General features: G+C 51.7%; 15 protein-coding genes. 9 read left to right on the forward strand and 6 right to left on the reverse strand.

Features of this window, described 5'->3' with window-relative positions:
• The first annotated feature begins 177 nt into the window (after positions 1 to 177).
• The 8 genes from AC3WQT_RS16335 (at position 178) to AC3WQT_RS16370 (ending at position 10,592) form a co-directional block, all read left to right on the forward strand.
• Positions 178 to 909 carry a flagellar brake protein gene (locus AC3WQT_RS16335; RefSeq protein WP_492705183.1) on the forward strand — a complete coding sequence of 244 codons (732 nt, stop codon included), beginning with the start codon at positions 178 to 180 and terminating at the stop codon, positions 907 to 909.
• A 122-nt stretch (positions 910 to 1,031) separates the two neighbouring features.
• Positions 1,032 to 1,886 carry a helix-turn-helix transcriptional regulator gene (locus AC3WQT_RS16340; protein ID WP_492705185.1) on the forward strand — a complete coding sequence of 285 codons (855 nt, stop codon included), beginning with the start codon at positions 1,032 to 1,034 and terminating at the stop codon, positions 1,884 to 1,886.
• 72 nt (positions 1,887 to 1,958) lie between these two features.
• Positions 1,959 to 3,149, forward strand: a complete 1,191-nt coding sequence (locus AC3WQT_RS16345; RefSeq protein WP_492705187.1) for an ABC transporter permease subunit — start codon at positions 1,959 to 1,961, stop codon at positions 3,147 to 3,149.
• Positions 3,150 to 3,227: 78 nt separating this feature from the next.
• Entirely contained in the window at positions 3,228 to 3,623 is a 396-nt protein-coding gene (locus AC3WQT_RS16350; protein WP_492705189.1) for a BlaI/MecI/CopY family transcriptional regulator, read from the forward strand.
• Positions 3,620 to 5,449 carry a M56 family metallopeptidase gene (locus AC3WQT_RS16355; protein ID WP_492705191.1) on the forward strand — a complete coding sequence of 610 codons (1,830 nt, stop codon included), beginning with the start codon at positions 3,620 to 3,622 and terminating at the stop codon, positions 5,447 to 5,449. The genes AC3WQT_RS16350 and AC3WQT_RS16355 overlap by 4 nt, the downstream gene beginning before the upstream one ends.
• Positions 5,450 to 5,551: 102 nt before the next feature.
• Positions 5,552 to 7,735: a TonB-dependent receptor plug domain-containing protein gene (locus AC3WQT_RS16360; RefSeq protein WP_492705193.1), complete on the forward strand. Its 2,184-nt coding sequence runs from the start codon at positions 5,552 to 5,554 to the stop codon at positions 7,733 to 7,735.
• Between the two features lie 70 nt (positions 7,736 to 7,805).
• Positions 7,806 to 8,966: a class C beta-lactamase gene (gene ampC / locus AC3WQT_RS16365; RefSeq protein WP_492705195.1), complete on the forward strand. Its 1,161-nt coding sequence runs from the start codon at positions 7,806 to 7,808 to the stop codon at positions 8,964 to 8,966.
• Positions 8,967 to 9,893: 927 nt separating this feature from the next.
• On the forward strand, positions 9,894 to 10,592 hold the full coding sequence (locus AC3WQT_RS16370) for a DUF3334 family protein (RefSeq protein ID WP_492705197.1): 699 nt from the start codon (positions 9,894 to 9,896) through the stop codon (positions 10,590 to 10,592).
• Positions 10,593 to 10,677: 85 nt separating this feature from the next.
• Here AC3WQT_RS16370 and AC3WQT_RS16375 read toward each other — a convergent pair whose 3' ends face one another.
• From AC3WQT_RS16375 to AC3WQT_RS16400, 6 genes are all read right to left on the reverse strand, one after another.
• Positions 10,678 to 11,802 (reverse strand): beta-ketoacyl-ACP synthase III, encoded by a 1,125-nt coding sequence (locus AC3WQT_RS16375; protein ID WP_492705199.1) that lies wholly within the window; start codon positions 11,800 to 11,802, stop codon positions 10,678 to 10,680.
• Positions 11,803 to 11,972: 170 nt separating this feature from the next.
• Positions 11,973 to 12,869, reverse strand: coding sequence for an S-formylglutathione hydrolase (fghA, locus tag AC3WQT_RS16380; RefSeq protein WP_492705201.1), 897 nt, complete (start codon positions 12,867 to 12,869; stop codon positions 11,973 to 11,975).
• Entirely contained in the window at positions 12,869 to 13,975 is a 1,107-nt protein-coding gene (locus tag AC3WQT_RS16385; RefSeq protein ID WP_492705203.1) for an S-(hydroxymethyl)glutathione dehydrogenase/class III alcohol dehydrogenase, read from the reverse strand. The genes fghA and AC3WQT_RS16385 overlap by 1 nt, the downstream gene beginning before the upstream one ends.
• A gap of 72 nt (positions 13,976 to 14,047) precedes the next feature.
• Positions 14,048 to 14,677 carry a YitT family protein gene (locus AC3WQT_RS16390; protein ID WP_492705205.1) on the reverse strand — a complete coding sequence of 210 codons (630 nt, stop codon included), beginning with the start codon at positions 14,675 to 14,677 and terminating at the stop codon, positions 14,048 to 14,050.
• Positions 14,678 to 14,895: 218 nt separating this feature from the next.
• A complete protein-coding gene (locus AC3WQT_RS16395) occupies positions 14,896 to 15,876 on the reverse strand; it encodes a tetratricopeptide repeat protein (RefSeq protein ID WP_492705207.1) in 981 nt (326 codons plus the stop codon).
• Between the two features lie 111 nt (positions 15,877 to 15,987).
• Complete coding sequence (locus AC3WQT_RS16400) at positions 15,988 to 18,015, reverse strand: site-specific recombinase (RefSeq protein WP_492705209.1); 2,028 nt, start codon at positions 18,013 to 18,015, stop codon at positions 15,988 to 15,990.
• A 225-nt stretch (positions 18,016 to 18,240) separates the two neighbouring features.
• Here AC3WQT_RS16400 and AC3WQT_RS16405 point away from each other — a divergent pair, with 225 nt between their 5' ends.
• On the forward strand, positions 18,241 to 19,542 hold the full coding sequence (locus AC3WQT_RS16405; RefSeq protein ID WP_492705211.1) for a hemolysin family protein: 1,302 nt from the start codon (positions 18,241 to 18,243) through the stop codon (positions 19,540 to 19,542).
• Positions 19,543 to 19,586: the final 44 nt, after the last annotated feature.

A 19,586-nucleotide genomic window follows, 5' to 3' on the forward strand; every position in this document is an offset into this window, starting at 1 on the left:
TTTGAATATTGAAGGCATTGCAGGCATTATGCGACAAACAAGCCTCCCCCTGTTGCCGGGCCCGCCGGGCCAAAAAAGCAACTGATGTTTCAAATCGCGGCATTTGGTTATATTATTTATTGACCAGTAGTAATAAGCAGTCTATTTTTCAAGAAAAATAAGTAAAAAGGTAAATGGATGTCTGCATCATTGAGCAACGACGAAATTGAGGATAAATTTTTCCTGCTGGGGCAGAGAGAAATTCTGGGCATTTTGAATGAGCTGTCCCACAGGCGCGAGCCAGTCACGGTTTACTTTAATGAAGGGCGCGAATTTATCGTCACCCTGATACTCTCAGCCAGGGACGATGGCCTGGTATTTGATATAGGTGGCGATGCGCGTGCCAACAAGTTGCTGGAAAAAGCCAGTTCCTGTGTTTTCCTCGCCAGACCGGATGGCATACGCGTGCAATTCACCGGACTCAACCCCCAGCGTTTCACCTGGGGTGACCAGGACGCTTTTTGGGTACCCATACCTCCGCGCGTGGTGCGTATGCAGCGCCGCGAGTATTTCCGCAATGAATTGCCTATTGTCGACCCGCTCAAAGTCAGGCTGTATGATGAAAAAGGCGAGACCCTCGCTTATTGGCCCATCTTTGATTTATGCGTGGGTGGCCTGAGTGTGCAAGTGTCTGGCCCACCAGAAATCAAGGTGCAGGATCGCATTGCCAAATTACATATCGTGCTTGGCATACGCAATGTAGTACGTTGCGAAGGCGTGGTGCGCCATGTTACCCAGATAGAAAAAAGCAGGCAGGGCAAATACCGCATAGGTATCAGTTTTCACAAACTGCCGCATGAAATGGATGTCGCCATACAGCGGCATATCAACCAGCTTGAATATGAACGGCGCAAGTTGCTGCCTAAGTAAGGGATATTGCGTAGCCGTACTGAATATCTAATCTCCCAGAATGCCGTATTATCAAATTAAAATTTGTGAAGAGTCGGCTTATCGTATCAGTGTCGATTAACCTGGGCTTCAAAGATACTATTATGGCACTGGTACTGCGTACCCTTTTCCAAAGCGAACTCTTGTCTATCCGGCACGGTGTGGCACGGCCTGCGCCTGACGACACAAAAGAGCTGGAGTGTGAAACTGCCGACCTGGTATTGCTCCCCATCGCTGGTGTGCTGGCCAAGCATGATGGCCCCAGGCAGCATGTCATTGCAAACGCCAATCATGCGATTTTTCTGGGTACTGGTCAGCCTTACCGCATCACTTTTCCCGGTAACATAGGCGATGAAGCTTTGGTACTGGATTTCTCAAAGGAAGCACTCATGCAAATGCTGGTCGATGCAGCTGGCGTACAGCAACTGTATGCTCCAGCGCTGAGGTCGCACAGCCTGCTACCGCCTGCCAGCGTACTTAATCGCGAACTTTTATGGCGACATCTGCATGAGCCCGTCGTCGATCAACTGGCGGTGCAGGAAATCAGTGTCTCTGTGCTGACGACATCGGTGCAGGCTGCCTGCGTAGACGGCCAGCAACTGGAACGTGCCAGACATAGCTTGACGCAAAGTCGCAGACGCCAGCAAGTCGAGGCAGTCAAAGAACTGATTTCACTTTATCCTCATCAGGAGTGGGCGCTGGATGACCTGGCCCGCCATGTGCATACATCCCCCTTTCATCTCGCCAGGGTATTCAAGGAAGAAGTCGGCCTGCCAGTCCACCGCTACCTGATACGCACCCGACTGGTCAGGGCTTTGCGGGCCATGCAGGCGACATGCAATGACCTGACCCAGATCGCTCATGCATGCGGTTTTGCCAGCCATAGCCACTTTACGTCCAGCTTCAAGTCTGTATTCGGTGTGACGCCTACACAGTCCCAGCAACGCGGCATGATGTGAGCAAGATCATGATAGCGGTTTGAATGGCGGGTGTTTAAGATGGCCGGAAGTGTAAACTTCCAGGCAAGACACATGTCCCACTACTTTGATACCAGAGCCAACCCGCGTCAGGCATATCCGATACTGGCATTGCTGATCACGATGATGCTGGTTTTCCCCTTCATTGCGATGCAATATGGCAATGCCTGGGTGCGTATCATGGATTTTGCCCTGCTCTACATCATGCTGGCGCTGGGCCTGAATATTGTTGTGGGTTTTGCTGGCTTGCTCGATCTTGGTTACATCGCTTTTTATGCTTTGGGCGCGTATATGACGGCTTTGCTGGCGTCGCCGCAGTTTGCCGTGTTGCTGGAGTCTGTGGTCAACAATTTTCCCATGCTTGGTCATGCGTTGGTATGGTTGTGTGGGCCGGAGATAGCCGAGCATGGCATACATCTGTCGGTATGGATCATCGTCCCTCTTGGGGCGATGCTGGCAGCAGCATTGGGGGCATTGCTCGGTGCGCCAACCTTGAAATTGCGTGGTGATTACCTGGCCGTCGTTACTCTGGGCTTTGGTGAAATTGTGCGTATCTTCATCATCAACCTGAATGCACCGATCAACATCACTGATGGCCCCAAGGGCATCAATATGATAGACCACATCCGCATTTTCGGTGTTTCACTGGGTGGGGAAGCGGGTTCGCAGGCGACGGTGCATTTCGCTGGTTTTTCCATGCCATCCGTGAATGCCTATTACTTTCTTTTTTTAAGTCTGTGCGCAGGCATCATTTTCGTGACTGTGCGTTTGCATGATTCACGTCTGGGCCGTGCCTTTGTCGCCATCCGTGAAGATGAAACCGCAGCCATTGCCATGGGCATCAATACCCGCAATATCAAACTGCTGGCTTTTGCCATGGGCGCTTCTTTCGGTGGTGTGGCCGGAGCAATGTTTGCCGCCTTCCAGGGCTTTGTCTCGCCAGAGTCATTTTCCCTGAATGAATCGATCACTGTCCTGTCCATGGTGATATTAGGTGGCATAGGCCATATACCTGGTGTGATTCTTGGCGCAGTGCTATTGGCGATCTTGCCCGAAGTATTGCGCTATATGGTGCAACCATTGCAGCAACAGTTGTTCGGCCACATGCTGATAGAACCCGAAGTCTTGCGTCAGTTGCTTCTGGGCCTGACCATGGTCATTGTCATGTTGAAACGCCCGGCAGGTCTGTGGCCTGCACCGAAGCATGAAGATCGATTGCTCTCCAAAGTCCGAACAAGTAATTGAGTGAGCTAGAAAAAAAGTTCTAGACAAAAGTTTCTAGAACATTTATTCTGCATCCATTGTTTAATCTGGATGCAGAATATGTCTTCCTCTGTTGCAAAATCATCTATCCCCAAGCCCACGGCATCTGAGCTGAATTTACTCAAAGTGCTGTGGCAGCATGGCCCCATGAGTGCCAAACAATTGCATGAAACCATACAGGATGAGCGTCCCGACCTGGCTTATGCAACCGTCTTGCGCCATCTGCAAATCATGCATGGCAAAGGGATACTGACGCGGGATGAAAGCCAGCGCTCACATGTATATGCACCTTCGCAAGAGCAGGATTCCCTGCAAACCAATTTGCTCAAGGACATGATACAAAAAGTCTTTGCCGGTTCTGGCAAGGCTCTGGTGCTGGCTGCCTTGCGCGGCCATGTTACCGACAAAGAACGTGATGAAATCGAACAGATCCTGCAGGATGAGAAAAAATCATGATGCCAGCTTCCGCATACACCGAATACACGCTCACTGAATTGCTGGGCTGGCCCCTGCTGCATTTTGTCTGGCAGGGTGCATTGATCGCCAGCGTTTGCGCCATCCTGCTGGCCCTGGCCCGCAATGCCCGCCCGCAATTACGTTATGTGCTGGCCTGTATCGCGATGCTGGCTTGTTTGCTGTGGCCTGCGCTAGGCATATTGCAGCAATGGCAAGACCCGCAAACCATCAACCTGGAAACAGCCATACAACTGGCCAGCAAGGCCAGCATTTCGCTGGACCTGGTCTGGGTCAGGCAAAGCCTGCTTGCTGCGCAGATAGAGGCCTGGTTGCCGCTGGTGGTCAGCCTGTGGAGCATGGGTGTGCTGCTGATGCTGATGCGTCTGGCATTAGGTTTGATGTGGGTGTATCGCCTCGGTCAACATGGCAATGATATTGCAGTCCTGACACAGCAATGGCAGGCACGCACCAATCAACTGGCCTATCAATTTTCCATACGCCGCCAGGTGCAGGTGAAGTTCCAGAAAGACTTGTTAAGCCCGGTCACGTATGGCTGCATCAAGCCTGTCGTGGTCATGCCTGCATCCTTATTGACCGGCATGGCACCCGACATGATAGAGGCCTTGCTGGCACATGAACTGGCCCACATCAAGCGCTGGGATTATGTTGTCAATCTCTTGCAAAACCTGGTCTTGTCGCTGCTGTTCTATCACCCTGCAGTGTGGTGGATATCCAAACGCATTGATGCTGAAAGAGAATTGATTGCCGACGACATGGCAGCCGCCATGCTGGGCCAGGCCCGCCCACTGGCGCGTGCCCTGCAAGTGCTGGATAAATTGCAGATAGCCGCAATGCCGCAAGCTGCGGTGGCAGCTAACGGCGGCGACTTGTTGTCACGCATCAAGCGTCTGGTGCGCCCTGATACACAGCCATGGCACTGGAAGATGGCAGCACCCGTGCTGGGTATCGCGGCGGCCTTACTAATGGTATTGCAAACCCAGGTGAATGCCACACCAGAACCTTCAGTGCCATCAGCCCCAGTTGCTGCCACAAAAGCAGAACCAGTTACCCATATCAGCGCCTACGTCAAAACCAGTTCAGAACATGTGCTGGTGGTGGATGAGCAAAGCGGCAAAGTTTTGCTGGAAAAAAATGCCGACACCATCGTACCTATCGCATCTATCAGCAAACTGATGACAGCCATGGTGACGCTGGATGCAAAGCTGGATAAAGATGAGGCCATCACCATCACCAAAGAGGATGTCGCGGGCTGGCATACCAACCAGGTCAAGCTGCAGCCTGGTACGGTACTGTCGCGCCAGACCCTGCTGGAGTTGGCGCTGATTCCTTCCAGCAATGCGGCTGCCAAGGCATTGGCCAGGACTTACCCCGGCGGTAAGCCTGCCTTTGTGGCCGCCTTGCAAAGCAAGACGGCCAGCCTGGATTTGCAGGCTACCCATCTGGAAGAAGCGGCAGGTATTTCACCCAATAACCGCTCGAATGCCAGAGATATTGCCCGCCTGGTCAAAGCTGCAGCCAGTTATCCAGAATTGCGCAACCTGGCCAGCCGCAGCGAAGGCCAGTACACGGTAGCCGGACAAACCTATGATTACCAAAGCACCAACAGCCTGACCGCCAGCAAGGACTGGGACATCAGCTTGTCAAAAACCGGCTACTCAAAAATTGCTGGCCGCTGCCTGACCATGCGCACCACCATCGCTGGCAAGCCCGTCATCATGGTCTTGCTGAATGCAAAAAACAGCGATGTGCGTACTGACGATGTCATGCACATACGCACTGCACTGGAAGCTGCCAAGCCTGGCTAAAACAGGCTAAACCTCTTCCCCTATTCAACGCATGACTATCTTGCGCCCAGTGAGGCGCAAGGACCAGTCACGTCCTTTAACCTGTAGATGAAAGAAAACACCATGCTTTTTAAGCAGACCTCAACACGTCTGTCCACCATTGCCCTGAGCGTTCTGGCCCTGTTCGCCAGTAGAGCAGTATTGGCACAACAAGCGCCACAGCAAGTAGAAATCAGCGCTAAGTCACAACCTGTCCGCGACCGGCAGGACGATGTCGGTATGCGCAGTGTGTACGGCCGTGAAGACATAGAAAAATACGGCGACACCAATCTCAGCGAGATATTAAAACGCCTGCCCGGCATCAGCGTCACCGAGAGCAAAGGCAAGGGTGCAGAGATACGCATGCGCGGCCTGGGCAATGGCTATACCCAGATATTGCTGAACGGTCAGACCACACCGGTAGGTTTCACCATAGACAGCATTGCTCCCGACTTGATAGAAAAAATAGAAGTCATGCGCGTCGCCAGTGCAGATGTCAGCGCCCAGAGCATCGCCGGTACCATCAATGTCATCCTCAAGAAAAAAAGCAGCAACCAGACTACAGAAATCAAAGCCAATGCAGGCCTGCAAGCCGGGCGCTTGTCGGGTAACCTGTCATGGAGCATGGGGGATCAGTTTGATGACAAACCTGAGATTTTCTACGTGCTGGCAGGCACATTAGAGAGCAATGTCAACCAGCTCAATACCTTGGCGACAGAAAGCCAGGCCACTCGTAAAAACATGAGTGATACATGGCAAACACTGGCCGACAGGCTGTTGCAGCAAAGCCAGCAAAACCGTCGTGATGCTGCCAGCCTGTCGCCACGCCTGAACTGGAAAATCAATGCGCAAGACAGTCTAAGCTGGCAGGGCAATCTGACTCTCGCCAGGCAAGAGCAGACCAAGCAGGAAAAAGAAAATACCTATGTGGGTGACAGTACGGACTTCCCTGATAATCATTCCATCTGGACAGCTCATGTATTCACTTCGCGTAACGATCTCAGTTGGGAACGTCGCCTTGCCGACAGTGCCAGACTGAGCTTGAATTTCGGCTGGAACAGCCTGGACAGGTCTACCAAATTCCACTTCTGGGGCAAGGACAAGAGCGGGGCATTGGGCATACATCGCTATGTTACCGGTGATGCCGATGAAAATGAATACCGCTTCAATGGCAAATACCTGGCACCGTATTCAGAATCACATGTACTGAGTCTGGGCTGGGAAGTCAGCCGTGCCTTGCGGCGTGAGAACCGCGATGAACAGGAATTTGCCCTGCTCACTGGCAGTGCTGATGGCAGCGCCCATACTTACCAAGCCAGCCTGCAAAAGCTGGCAGCCTATATACAGGATGAGTGGGCCATCAACAACGCTTGGTCTGCCTATCTGGGTTTGCGCATGGAACGCATCAGCAGCAATAGCAGAGAAGCAGGGAATTTTGATTTTCAAAACAATGCCACCATGGTCAGCCCCATATTGCAAAGCGTCTGGAAGCTCGATGCACAAAGACAATGGCGCATGGCAATCAACCGCAGTTTCAAATTGCCTGCCGTTGGCAACCTGGTGCCGCGCCTGTTCCGCATCGACAACAATAATACCCCTCTCAATTCAGATTTTCAGGGCAACGCCAACTTGCGGCCAGAACGTGCCTGGGGCATGGAACTCGCTTATGAACACTATCTGACAGAGAGCAGTGTCATCAGCGCCAACACCTATTGGCGACGCATAGATGATGTCATGCTCGAGCAGACTACACAAAATGGCAGTACCTGGGTCAGCAGTCTCGCCAACAGTGGCCGCGCCCGTATTCTTGGCCTGGAAATTGAAGCAAAACTGAACTTGCAGCAACTGGCGGCCAGCATGCCAGCGCTGGAGCTGCGCGCCAATGTCAACCGCAACTGGTCAAGGGTAGAACAAGTGCCCGGCCCTGACAACCATCTGGCACAACAGGCGGGTTTGCTGGCCAGTGCCGGTGCCGACTACCAGATTGATCCCGCCTTGCGTGTGGGGGCAGATTACAGCTATCAGGCCGCGAATGATATACGCGAATCAGCTTACCTGACAGGGCGCAATAATCCCAGGCGACACCTTGATATTTACCTGGCCTGGAAGCAAAGCAAGCAAAGTCAGTTGCGCTTTTCAGTCAGCAATGTGTTGCAGCAAGACAAGCTCGACAGTGGCAGCTATGCCAATGCCGTATCACGCTGGATAGATATCAATCAGCAGCAAACAGCAAGAACCTGGAGGCTGGTTTGGGAATTGAAGTGGTGATTTCCCTGTCAGAATCCACTCATTAAAAACAATGTAGACGCAACATCTTGACGAACTTTAGGAGCATTAAATGAAATCACCAGTCCTGCAATATTTACGAATCAGCATTCTGTCCATAGCTGCCACATTCAGCCTGACAGCCATGAGCGCCGAAGCGGATACTGTCAAACATATCGCTGATGAAGCCATACTCCCGGTCATGAAAACGCATGCCATCCCCGGCATGGCCATCGGTATTTTTGCCAATGGCAAGCAATATGTATTCAACTATGGGCTCGCCTCCAAGGCAGAAAATACAGCCGTCACCGATACTACTTTGTTTGAGATAGGCTCAATCAGCAAGACCTTTATCGCCACCATGACGACCCTGGCACAGGGCAGAGGAAAACTGGCGCTGACTGACAAGGTCGCAGATCATCTGGCGAGTTTGAAAGGCTCGAAGTTTGGAGAAACTACCCTGCTGAGCCTGGCCACGCACACCACAGGTGGCTTGCCTCAACAGGTTCCAGATGAAGTGACAAATGAGAAGCAACTGACCACCTATTTAAAAAAATGGAAGCCCGACCATCCAGAGGGGCAATACCGGACATACAGCAATATCAGCATAGGTCTGCTTGGCGTTATCACCGCCCGGAGCCTGCAGCAGCCTTTTGCCACCATCATGCAAGAACAGATCTTCCCCACCCTTGGCATGAAAAATAGTTATATCGCGGTACCAGACAGCAAACGGGCAGACTATGCACAAGGCTATAAAAAAGATGACACCCCGGTACGCCTGCGTGAAGATATCTTGTCTACAGAAGCCTACGGTGTCAAAACCACCGCCAGCGACCTCGTGCAGTTTATCAAGGCCAACCTAGGCGAGATGAAACTGACACCAGAATTTGCACTCGCCCTGAAGAATACCCACACCGGTTATTTCAAAGCTGGCGGCATGACCCAAAGCCTGGTCTGGGAGTTATACCCCTATCCAACAGACATCGCCGCCATCATCGAAGGTTCTTCAACTCACATGGCCTTTGACGCCACACCCGTAGAAAAAATCACGCCACCGATGATACCAGGCACAAATGTATTCATCCACAAGACCGGTGCCACCAACGGCTTTGGTGCCTACATCGCCTTTGTGCCTGAAAAGAAAATGGGGATAGTTATCCTGGCCAATAAAAACTATCCAAGCCAGGTAAGGATTGAGGCTGCGCAGCAAATTTTGAGGCAGTTAGGGATGTGAGTTATTTGAGAAAATCGATGGTGGCGCATTATGTTTTCAATTTGCAGAATGCAGGAAATATTATGCTCACCTGAAGATCAAAGTGCAGGTGAGCGTAGATGGTAATGGCAACCTGTTTGCGAAAATTAATTAAGGGTATCTCAATCTGTTAGGCTCGCGCTATGCACAAAAGACGTGATCGCTTGTTAAAACGCAAGGCTCGCATGATACGTTCACTCATCGAACATCGCTTTTTCCCGGTCGACGAAGATGCTAGGAAAGCTTTGGAAACACTAAACCCTTATTTAGACTAAAGTGGTTGAACCCAAATCCAATGCCAAGCGGTACCTCATTTTTCCCAGCATACCTTGCCTCTACGTGTATTTTTGTTAATACATTGACTTTACATTAAGTCCATACTATTATTCAAGCATTATCAGATTGGGATATGTGTTCTGAACGCTAACAAGCTGAAAGATGCACCAAATGAAAAGGCCGCTATATGCGGTCTTTTGCTTTTGCTAATGAAGATACCCATTGTTTATCGCTCAATTGGGGCTGCAATCGTTGATGCTTGCAAATTAGCAACACCCATCAAGCGCGCTCACAGCAGAACGCCTCCAAATCACCCCCATCGCATGAAACATGTAGACGGGGCGCTATCGCTTCAGTATTCTTTCATTATTCCAACAGACTTTGCGCCTGTTCAATAGAGGATGTGCCTGGCTGGTTTTGGGTATGTCTTGTAATCCATAGTGGGAGTATGCTGTTAATTGCTATTCCAGATAAGTTTCGTATTGCCGTTACCGATAACGTCGGGGCGGGAATGCTGTGTCTCTACCTGGCCAGGATGTTGAGTGTGACCGCAAGCTTGCGGTGCTTAATGTTAATTGGAGTTCATTGGGCGGGGTGGATTGATTTTTCATGTAATAAATTCGGGAGTTGGTCATGGCCACAGAAGAAACTAGCGTTGTCTACGGTACAGAGGACTTGCTGACCAGTTTGTGTAACTCGGTGATACGGGTATTGAATGTCGCCACGAACAGCAAGGTACATTATTCTGCCATGGTGCAGCGCATCACAAAGATAGGCTTAAAGCCGGATATCGGTTGCTTCGTACTGTTTGATGGTGGCTTTTCTGGTTTGGTGGTGTTGAATTTTGATGGTGATACGGCGCTGGAAATCTATGAGAAGTACATGCTCAACATGGGCATGCCCAAGTCTGAGCTGGCGACTTCGTTTACTTCAGATGAAGTGGCGAATATCCTGGGTGAGTTGATGAACCAGATCGTTGGTGACTTTACCGGCAAGGTACGCCGTGAGCTGCAGACCAATATCACCCAGAACCAGCCCAAGATGCTGGTGCTGACCAAGCAAGTCATGCTGAGTGTGGATACGCCGCTGGACAGGCCGGAATTGCGCCGCGTGTCTTTCTTCACCGAGAAAAACAATATCTTCTATCTTGAACTGGCGATAGACAGGACAGAATTCATCAAATTGCATGATTTTGAGACGCACGAGGTGCCTGATCCTGATGCACTGCTCCATATGCAGCAAGCTGCGGATCAGAATGCCGCAGGGGCAACAGCAGCCGCTATTGATGATGACGACGAAAATTCTGAATTGCTGAAGTCTTTGGGTATGTAAGACATCAGTATCCGTCGTATGTGCTGATCACTAAAACAAAAGGCCGCATTGCGGCCTTTTAGCTATTCAAGTCAAATGGAAGCTGCTAGCTCAGCTTTTTAACCACCACGCAGCCTATCGAATAACCTGCACCAAATGAGCAGATGACGCCTACATTGCCAGTTTCCAGGTCATCCTGGTATTTGTGAAAGGCAATGATGGAGCCAGCCGATGAAGTGTTGGCGTAAGTGTCTAGGATTGTAGGTGATTCTTCCGGCGTAGCATCGCGCCCCAGTATCATGCGGGCGATCAGCAAATTCATGTTCAGGTTAGCCTGGTGCAGCCAGTAGCGTTTGACATCGAGGATGGCGATGTCGGATGCCTGTACCGTAGCGGTAATTACTGAGGCCGCCATGGGGCAGACGTCCTTGAATACTTTGCGGCCTTGCTGGCGGAACAGTTTGTCTGGCTTGCCTATGCCGCTTTCATCAGCGCGGTTCAAGAAACCAAAATTGTTGCGAATGTTGTTGGAGAATTGTGTCTTCAGTTTCATGCCGACGACTTCAAACTGGTGTTTGGATGTCGCCAGGTCTGCACGCTCTATGATGATGGCGGTGCAGGCATCACCAAAAATAAAGTGGCTGTCACGGTCGCGCCAGTTCAGGTGGCCGCTGGTGATCTCGGGGTTGACCACCAATACCGCACGCGCCTGGCCGCTTTGGATTGCGGTGACGGCAGCCTGTATGCCAAAGGTGGCAGATGAGCAGGCGACATTGATGTCATAGCCGTAGCCGTCTATACCGAGGGCATTCTGGATTTCCACTGCCATGGCGGGGTAGCCACGTTGCATATTGCTGGCGGCGCAAATGACAGCATCGATGTCGGCAGCGGTACGGCCTGCGCGTTCCAGCGCCTGATTGGCGGCAGCGACTGCCATTTCACACATGATGGACGGTTCTTCATCGCTGCGTTCTGGCAGGCGCGGCACCATACGGTTGATGTCAAGCACACCTTCTTTGTTCATGACAAAGCGGGATTTGATGCCGGAGGCTTTTTCTATGAAAGCGACGCTGGACTCTTCCAGTGCAACCACTTCACCACTGGCGATGGCCGCGGCATTCTGTGCATTGTGTTGCTGGACATAAGCATTGAAACTGGCGATCAGTTCTTCATTGGAAATGGACTGGGAAGGCGTGTACAGGCCGGTGCCGCTGATGACTACTTTACTCATCTCTTGCTTTCTGGTTATGTCGTTCTGAAGTATGCGCAAAAATGCGCGACGAAGTCGCTCGATTTTACACAATAAAGATGACAGTTAAACGAGAAACGCACAGAAATAGAGTGCTTGTTCCAGTTTGGTGCGTCTGGAACAAGCTATCTTTTACCTGGTAATGCGAGGTATCAGGCAGTCAATTGCTGTTTGTGGTGCAGCAAATGATCTTCAATGAAAGTGTTGATGAAGTAGTAACCGTGATCATAGCCTTCATGGTAGCGCAGGGTCAGCGGCTGTTGCACGCTGGTGCAAGCAGTCTTGAAAGCTTCCGGGTATAGCTGCTCTGCCAAAAATTTGTCGGCAAATCCCTGGTCGATCAGTATGCCTTTGGGGAAGGGCGGCTGGCTCTGCTTTTGCATGAGTGCTGTGGCGTCATAATCGGCCCAGGCACTTTCGTCAGTTCCCAGGTAGCCAGAGAAGGCTTTTTGTCCCCAGGGGCACTGGCTGGGGGCGGCTATCGGGGCGAAGGCAGATACACTATTGAACAGATCCGGATGGCGCAAGGCTAGTACCAGTGCACCGTGGCCACCCATGGAATGCCCCATGATGCCGATGCGTGACTTGTCCATAGGCAGGCTGGCCAGCAGCATGGGCAGCAGTTCATCTACGATATAGCTGTGCATGCGGTAGTGCTTGCTCCAGGGCGCTTGCGTAGCATCCAGGTAAAAACCGGCAGCCACACCAAAATCCCAGTTATCGCTGTCGCCGGGGATATTGGCATTGCGCGGGCTGGTATCTGGCGTGATGAGGATAATGCCTTCGCGTGCAGCAATGGCTTGCGCCCCCGCCTTGATCATGAAGGTTTCTTCCGTGCAGGTCAGGCCAGCCAGGTAAATAATGGACGGGCAGGTTTCACCCGCCATGGCCTGTGGTGGCAGGTAGACTGAAAACCGCATGGGCAAGCCTATCTCGGCAGATTCATGCTGATAAAAGCGTTGCACGCCGCCATGGCAGGCGTGCTGGCTCAGCAATGTCACTTCTTCCGCGTTGTCTGCCGCGATGTTTCTTGTATCGGATTGCGTCATCAGAACAACACCACAGAACGTATCGATTCGCCACTCTTCATCAGGTCGAAACCTTCATTGATGCGTTCCAGCGGCAACCTGTGGGTGATCAGGTCATCGATATTGAGTTTGCCTTCCATATACCAATCAACGATCTTAGGCACGTCGGTGCGGCCACGCGCGCCACCAAAGGCTGAACCTTTCCATTCACGGCCAGTGACGAGCTGGAAGGGGCGGGTAGAGATTTCTGCTCCTGCCTCAGCGACGCCGATGATGATGGATTTGCCCCAGCCCTTGTGGCAGCATTCCAGCGCCTGGCGCATGACCTTGGTATTGCCTATGCACTCGAAAGAATAATCAGCGCCGCCATCGGTCAACTGTATGATGTGGTCAACCACGTTTTCTACTTGCGTAGGGTTGATGAAGTGGGTCATGCCAAACTGGCGTGCCATGCTTTCACGGGCAGGGTTCAGGTCCACGCCTATGATCTTGTCTGCACCCACCATCTTGGCAGCCTGGATGACATTGAGGCCTATGCCACCCAGACCGAATACCACAACGTTTGCACCAGCTTCAACCTTGGCGGTAAAAACCACGGCACCAACGCCGGTCGTGACGCCGCACCCGATGTAGCAAATCTTGTCGAAGGGCGCGTCTTCACGCACCTTGGCGACGGCGATTTCTGGCACCACGATGTAATTGGAAAATGTCGAGGTGCCCATGTAATGGAACAGCGGCTTGCCATCCAGCGAAAAGCGCGATGTCGCATCCGGCATCAGGCCTCGGCCCTGGGTAGAGCGTATAGCCTGGCAGAGATTGGTCTTGCGGGACAGGCAGAATTTGCACTGGCGGCATTCTGGCGTGTACAGCGGGATCACATGATCGCCTTTGCGCACACTGCTCACGCCAGGGCCGGTATCGACGATAACGCCCGCACCTTCATGTCCAAGGATGGCCGGGAACAGGCCTTCGGGATCAGCGCCAGAGAGTGTGTAATAGTCGGTATGGCAAATGCCGGTGGCCTTGACTTCGATCAGCACTTCACCAGCTTGCGGGCCTTGCAGCTCAACTTCTTCTATTGTCAGTGGTGCTCCGGCTTTCCAGGCGATGGCGGCTTTGGTTTTCATGGCTGTCCTTTACGAAGTGAATGCAAGCATTGTAAAGGAAGACAGGCATTTGTGGCTTGACCTCACATCGCCTTACATTGCCATATAGCGGCCCGGCCTGTGGTTCAGGCTGATTGCCAGGTTCAGGGCAAAAGCACCCAGTACAGAAGCCAGCAAAGCCATCGGGGTGACGACTGCCAGCGAAGCCAGTACGATGATGAAGTCAAGGCCCATCTGCAGTTTGCCTGCACGTATGCCGCGTTTTTCTTGCAGGTACAAAGCCAGGATATTGATGCCACCGAGGCTGGCCTGATGGCGGAACAAGACGATAAAACCCACGCCCATCATCAGGCCACCAGTCAGGGCAACATAAAAGGGAGCCATGACAGTTGTGGCGGTCAGATGCAAGAGCTTGGGATGCAGGCTGGAAAATACCGAGACCAGGGCCACTGCACAAAAAGTCTTGAGGGTAAAGCGCCATCCCATGCGTCGCCAGGCCAGCCAGTAAAAAGGCAGGTTGATCAGAAAGAACACCATGCCAAACGACCAGCCTGTTGTGTAATGCAGCAAGAAGGCCAGGCCTGCTGTACCGCCCGTCAATAAGCCCGCCTGATTAAATAGGGCAACCCCGAGCGAAACCAGCAAAGTGCCGGTGATAATCGCCAGCACATCTTCCAGCAGGCTATGCGTGATAAAGCGTTTTGATGCAGTGGCGGTTTTCATGAAAGCGCAAAGAATGGGAATGAAAGGCAATTGTACGCCGCAGTTTCCAGCCCATAATCATGCTTCAGTGTGCATTCCCGCTTTCATTGACCTGTGTCAAACCGGCTGCTTCAGTTTAGCAACAGACAGATGCCAGTGGTGAATAAAAAAGCATGACTTACCGCGGTGGATAAGTCATGCCTGTTTTTTTAACTCAATGTGCTCTGGTATTTTTGTAATCAGGCTTTCAAAGCCTTTAACTGTTCTTCTGCATCTGCACGCAGTTTTTTGCTCAAGGCTGGTTTGAAGCTCAGTGCTTTTTCAAAATACGAAATTGCCTTGGGTTTTTCATTCACAGCTTGCAGGCATTGTGCAAGGCGGTAATAGATGCCTGCGTTGGTATCAAGTGTCTGGGCTTTTTCAAACCAGCTCAGGGCTTCCTTGTGCTTGCCCTGTTCCTGTAATGAGCGGCCCATGCCAAATGCACCGTGATATTTGGAAGGGTAGCGTTGTTGCAGGTCCGCAAAGATGCGCTCGGCATCGCTGTATTTCTTTTGCTGTACATAATTCGCACCTATGCTGTACAGGATGTTGCGCTGCATGGTGATGAGTGACTCAGTATTGCCGGGGATTGCACTCAGGGCTGCCGTTTCGGCACTGGCAAATTTATCGTCTGCCAGATCCATGTTTGCCTGCAATAAATTACCAGCAGCGCTATTTACTTTCGCAGTCTCTATGACGAGGTTTTGTGCCTTGCTTTTGCCGCCACCGGCAATCGCCGGTGCCTGCAAATAAAATTGCAGCAATGAGCTACGGGCGCTGTAATTTTTGGGGTCCAGTTCTACGGCCTTGATAAAGGCATCGCGGATTTTGCCAGCATACGACATGGCGGCAAACATGCTGCCGGACGTGGCCTTGGTACCTAAAACATTGCCCAGCATTTCATGGCATTCAGACAGTTGAGGATGGGCACTGACACATAGTTCTGCGTATTTCGCCGCTTCATCGAGTTTATCGAGTTTGCCTTCGGCCAGTATCAATTCTGCTTTCACCAGCAAGGCGTCAGCATTATTGGCATCTGTGCTTAATTTGGCGTTCGCTGCTTTTTCTGCTTCAGCGTATTTCTTGGCCTTCATCAAGGCATCATATTCATGGGCACTGGCGGCTTGCGTTGTAAGCAAGGCGATAGCGCTGGCAAGCAGTGCAGGTATGAGTTTCATGGATTACCCCGGAAAAGAGTTGATCCGACGTAAACGCTGCGCCAGACATTTGGTTGACTGGCGCAGCAATGAATGAAGGTGACAGTGCCGTTGACCAAAGACAGTTCAATCTCACTCTTTCTTTTCCGTTTCTATTTCGCTTTCACTTTCTTTTTTGACTTCCCTGGCCGGGAAGAAATAGTCGCGTGGATTTTCTTTGAAGCGCGCCCATAGCAATACCGTCAGCAAACCACCCTGACCGAAACTGACACGGCGTGAGCGCAAGGCCACCAGCATCGCCAGGCTGAAGCTGACGCCCAGGTTGACCATGCCTATGCACATGATGCCAAACAATGAGTAGGCCGCCACTTGCCAGCTCATGACATTGTCAAGGCCGACTAGGGCAAAGGCAAAGTTGGCACTGGCAAAAGTGATGTGGCGTATGTCTATCGGCAGACCAAAGAAACTGCCCAGTTGCCCTATCGTGCCCAGCATGATGCCAAAGAAAAAATTACCTGCCAGCGCGCCCAGATTATTACCTATGTAAGTAGTGACACGTAGCAAGCGCGTTTCACCCAGCAGACTCTTCAGCCAACCCAGCTGGCGCAGGCGCTCAGGAATATTTCCATAGCTGGCCTTGTTATCGTAATAGCCTGAGATCAGGCCAGACAAAAACAGGCAGACACCTGCGATGGCCGCATGTGGCAGTGCCAGGCTGCCAAATGGGTCAATGTCGTGCAGCAGATGCGCAGCTTTTTCTGGTGACACCAGATGCTTGCCAGTGATGGCGACCCAGGCCCAGGCAATGCCATACGCAGTGGGCATGGCCAGGCCAATATTGCCTATGATGGCAATGAATTGTGAGCGCAATACCTTTACGATGAGTTCAGCCAGTTCATCGAGTTTCTGTTTGCCGCCATCAATGGCGCGTGCCAGCAAGGCTGCAGTCATCGCCGGTTGTTTGGTGGCGATAGTGAAGTGCAGTACATGCACCAGCATGAAGCCGCCAGAATAATTCAGGCTGTACAGCACTGCATAACCAAACGGTGCCATTGCCAGGGTGCCAAACAATATCTTGATGAGCGCCATGAAGCCGACGATGAAACCAGCCCCCAGGGCTGAGCGCAACATCTCCAGCCATTCTGCCCGGTTATTTGTCACATAGTGTTCACCACTTTTTCCGGCTCTTTCTGTCACTTGCAGTGACAAGAGTTCAGTATTGCTTTGCATCAGATTGCGCAGACTATGGCGCTGGTTTTCAGCAATGGACAATTCCTTGAACAGGGCAGTGCCTATGGCTGTGGCATGGTCAGTGCTGCGGCTGTCGAGCATGTCGAGCAGCTGGCGCAAGCGCGCTATGCTTTGCATTAACTGTAGTAACAAACGCGTCAGGCTGATTGATACACCCTGCAGAGCTGCGGTACGGCGTATGCGGTTGGCGATGTCTTCGCATTGCGTCAGCAAGACTTCAATATGTTTGCTGTCTTCGCGTTCGCATGACTTGTCTGCCAGCCACTTGTTATAGCAAATCACATAGTCATTGATGGCATCATTCTGGCGTAAAAAGGGCGACTCGAATTTTTCTATGTCTGGATAATTGCGTACCAGTTCGGCTTCCAGTCCGATGTTCGTGATGCGGTAGGACAGCACCTGTACTGCACTCAGGATTTCACATGTCAGCGCAGCATAGGTGGTGCGTGGGGAGCGTGAGCGAAATCCTATGGCCTTGAGCAAATCCATCCAGGACTGATCTGCGACTGCATTGATCCAGACATGATCTGTTTTTTTATGGAACAACTGGCCAAACACATCCTTGATGTAGGCATCGTTGACCAGCGGTGGTAAAAATTTATTGAAAAATCTTTGCCTGGCTGCCGACCAGAAACCAATATTCTGGGTAATACCCACGTCGGTGAACAAATGCACCAGCTTGCGCGTAGTCAGCACCTGCACCAGATAGCAGCGCAAGGCCTTGCGCCACGCGGGGTTATTTTGCAACACAAAGCACAGGGCACGCAGATTGTCGGTGGCCCGTGCGGTATCTTGTGGGCGGGGCGGGCGTATTTCTGCAATCAGGTCACGCAAATGCTGGATATCATTGAGTGCAGGATATTCGCCAAGGCGGACTTCGATTTCCGCTAAAACACTGTCTAAGCTCAAACCTTTCTCCTCAAAATGCCATGAACATAAGCTTTTAACGCAATTCATGGGTTTTGTCATGCAGCTAATGAAAGTGGAGAGCCTTCCATTAGCATACGTAAGGCTTTAAGAGGTGTGGCAAATTGCTGATTTTTCAAGAGCTGCCTGAGGCTGGTGATTGCATTTGCATGCAAAAAGAGGCAATTTAGTCTAAAGTGTCGGGGTGTTCATTAAAAAGGTTAAGCGTTGGATAATTTATTGTTGGTGCTGGCTGCCCTGTTACTGGTCTTGTTAAATGGCTTTTTCGTGGCGGCAGAATTCGGTCTGGTGAAGTTGCGTCAGACCAGGGTGCGCAGTATTGCGAAGACTTCAGGTTTGCGAGGCCGCCTCTTATTCACGGTGCATCAACACCTGGATACCTATTTATCCGCCTGTCAGTTGGGTATTACCCTGGCATCGCTTGGTCTGGGCTGGATAGGTGAGCCCGCCTTTGCCCGTTTGTTGCATCCCCTGTTTTCACTGGTCGGTGTCGATTCTGCTGAGTTGATACACGGCATCTCTTTCTTTTTCGCTTTCTTTGTTATTTCCTTCCTGCACATCGTGGTTGGTGAGCTTGCTCCCAAATCCATGGCGATACGCATGCCAGAGCGAGTCTCTTTGTGGACAGCGCCAGCCCTTTATGCGTTTTACTGGGCCATGTACCCTGCTATCTGGACGCTGAACTTCAGTTCCAACAAGGTCTTGAAATGGATAGGCCTGAGTGCTGAACATGGTGGCGACGCCCATTATTCGCCCGAAGAACTCAAGCTCATCCTGCGCGGCAGCCATGGCGGCAAAAAAGAAACCCGCGATGAATGGAGCATCATGGCCCAGGTGCTGGACTTTGGTGGTCTGGAGATATCCGACCTGATGCGCCCCATCAATGAAGTCGTGGCCATGTACAAGGGTGCCAGTATTGAAGAAAACATGCAGACTGCAGCGCGCAACCGCTTCAGCCGTTATCCCTATTTCGATGAAGATGAAGAAACCGTGCTCGGCATGCTGCATCTGAAAGACCTGTTCCTGGCGCAGCAGGCAGGCAAGCCTCTGGATGACCTGAGCAAGCATTTGCGTCAGGTTGAATTTGTGCCGCCTACCATGCCGGCGCTGGAGTTGTTCCGCCGTTTCCGCAAAGGTGCACCACATTTCGCCATCGTTGGCGTGCGCGGCAGCAAGCCAGTCGGCTTTTTGACGCTGGATAATTTGCTGAGTGCCCTGGTAGGCCAGATACGCGACGAGTTCCGTCAAAATGAAAATGACTGGACCTCGCTGGATGACGGGACACTGATAGGCAAGGGTAGCCTGCCCCTGTTCACGCTGGGCAGCGCCCTGGGCTTTGATGTGGACAGTGATGAGGTCGAATCCATAGGCGGCCTGATCATGCATAAACTCGGTGACTTGCCGGTTGAAGGGCAAAAAGTTGAATTCGAACGCTTTGATGCGGTCGTCAAGAAAATGAATGGTCCACGTATTATCCTGGTCAGGATACATCCCAAAGCTGAGGCATAAGCGTCACAATAAGCCATAGTCAGGCAAAGTAAGGCTTGCTTCAG

The organism is Undibacterium sp. FW305-107 (assembly GCF_058788535.1).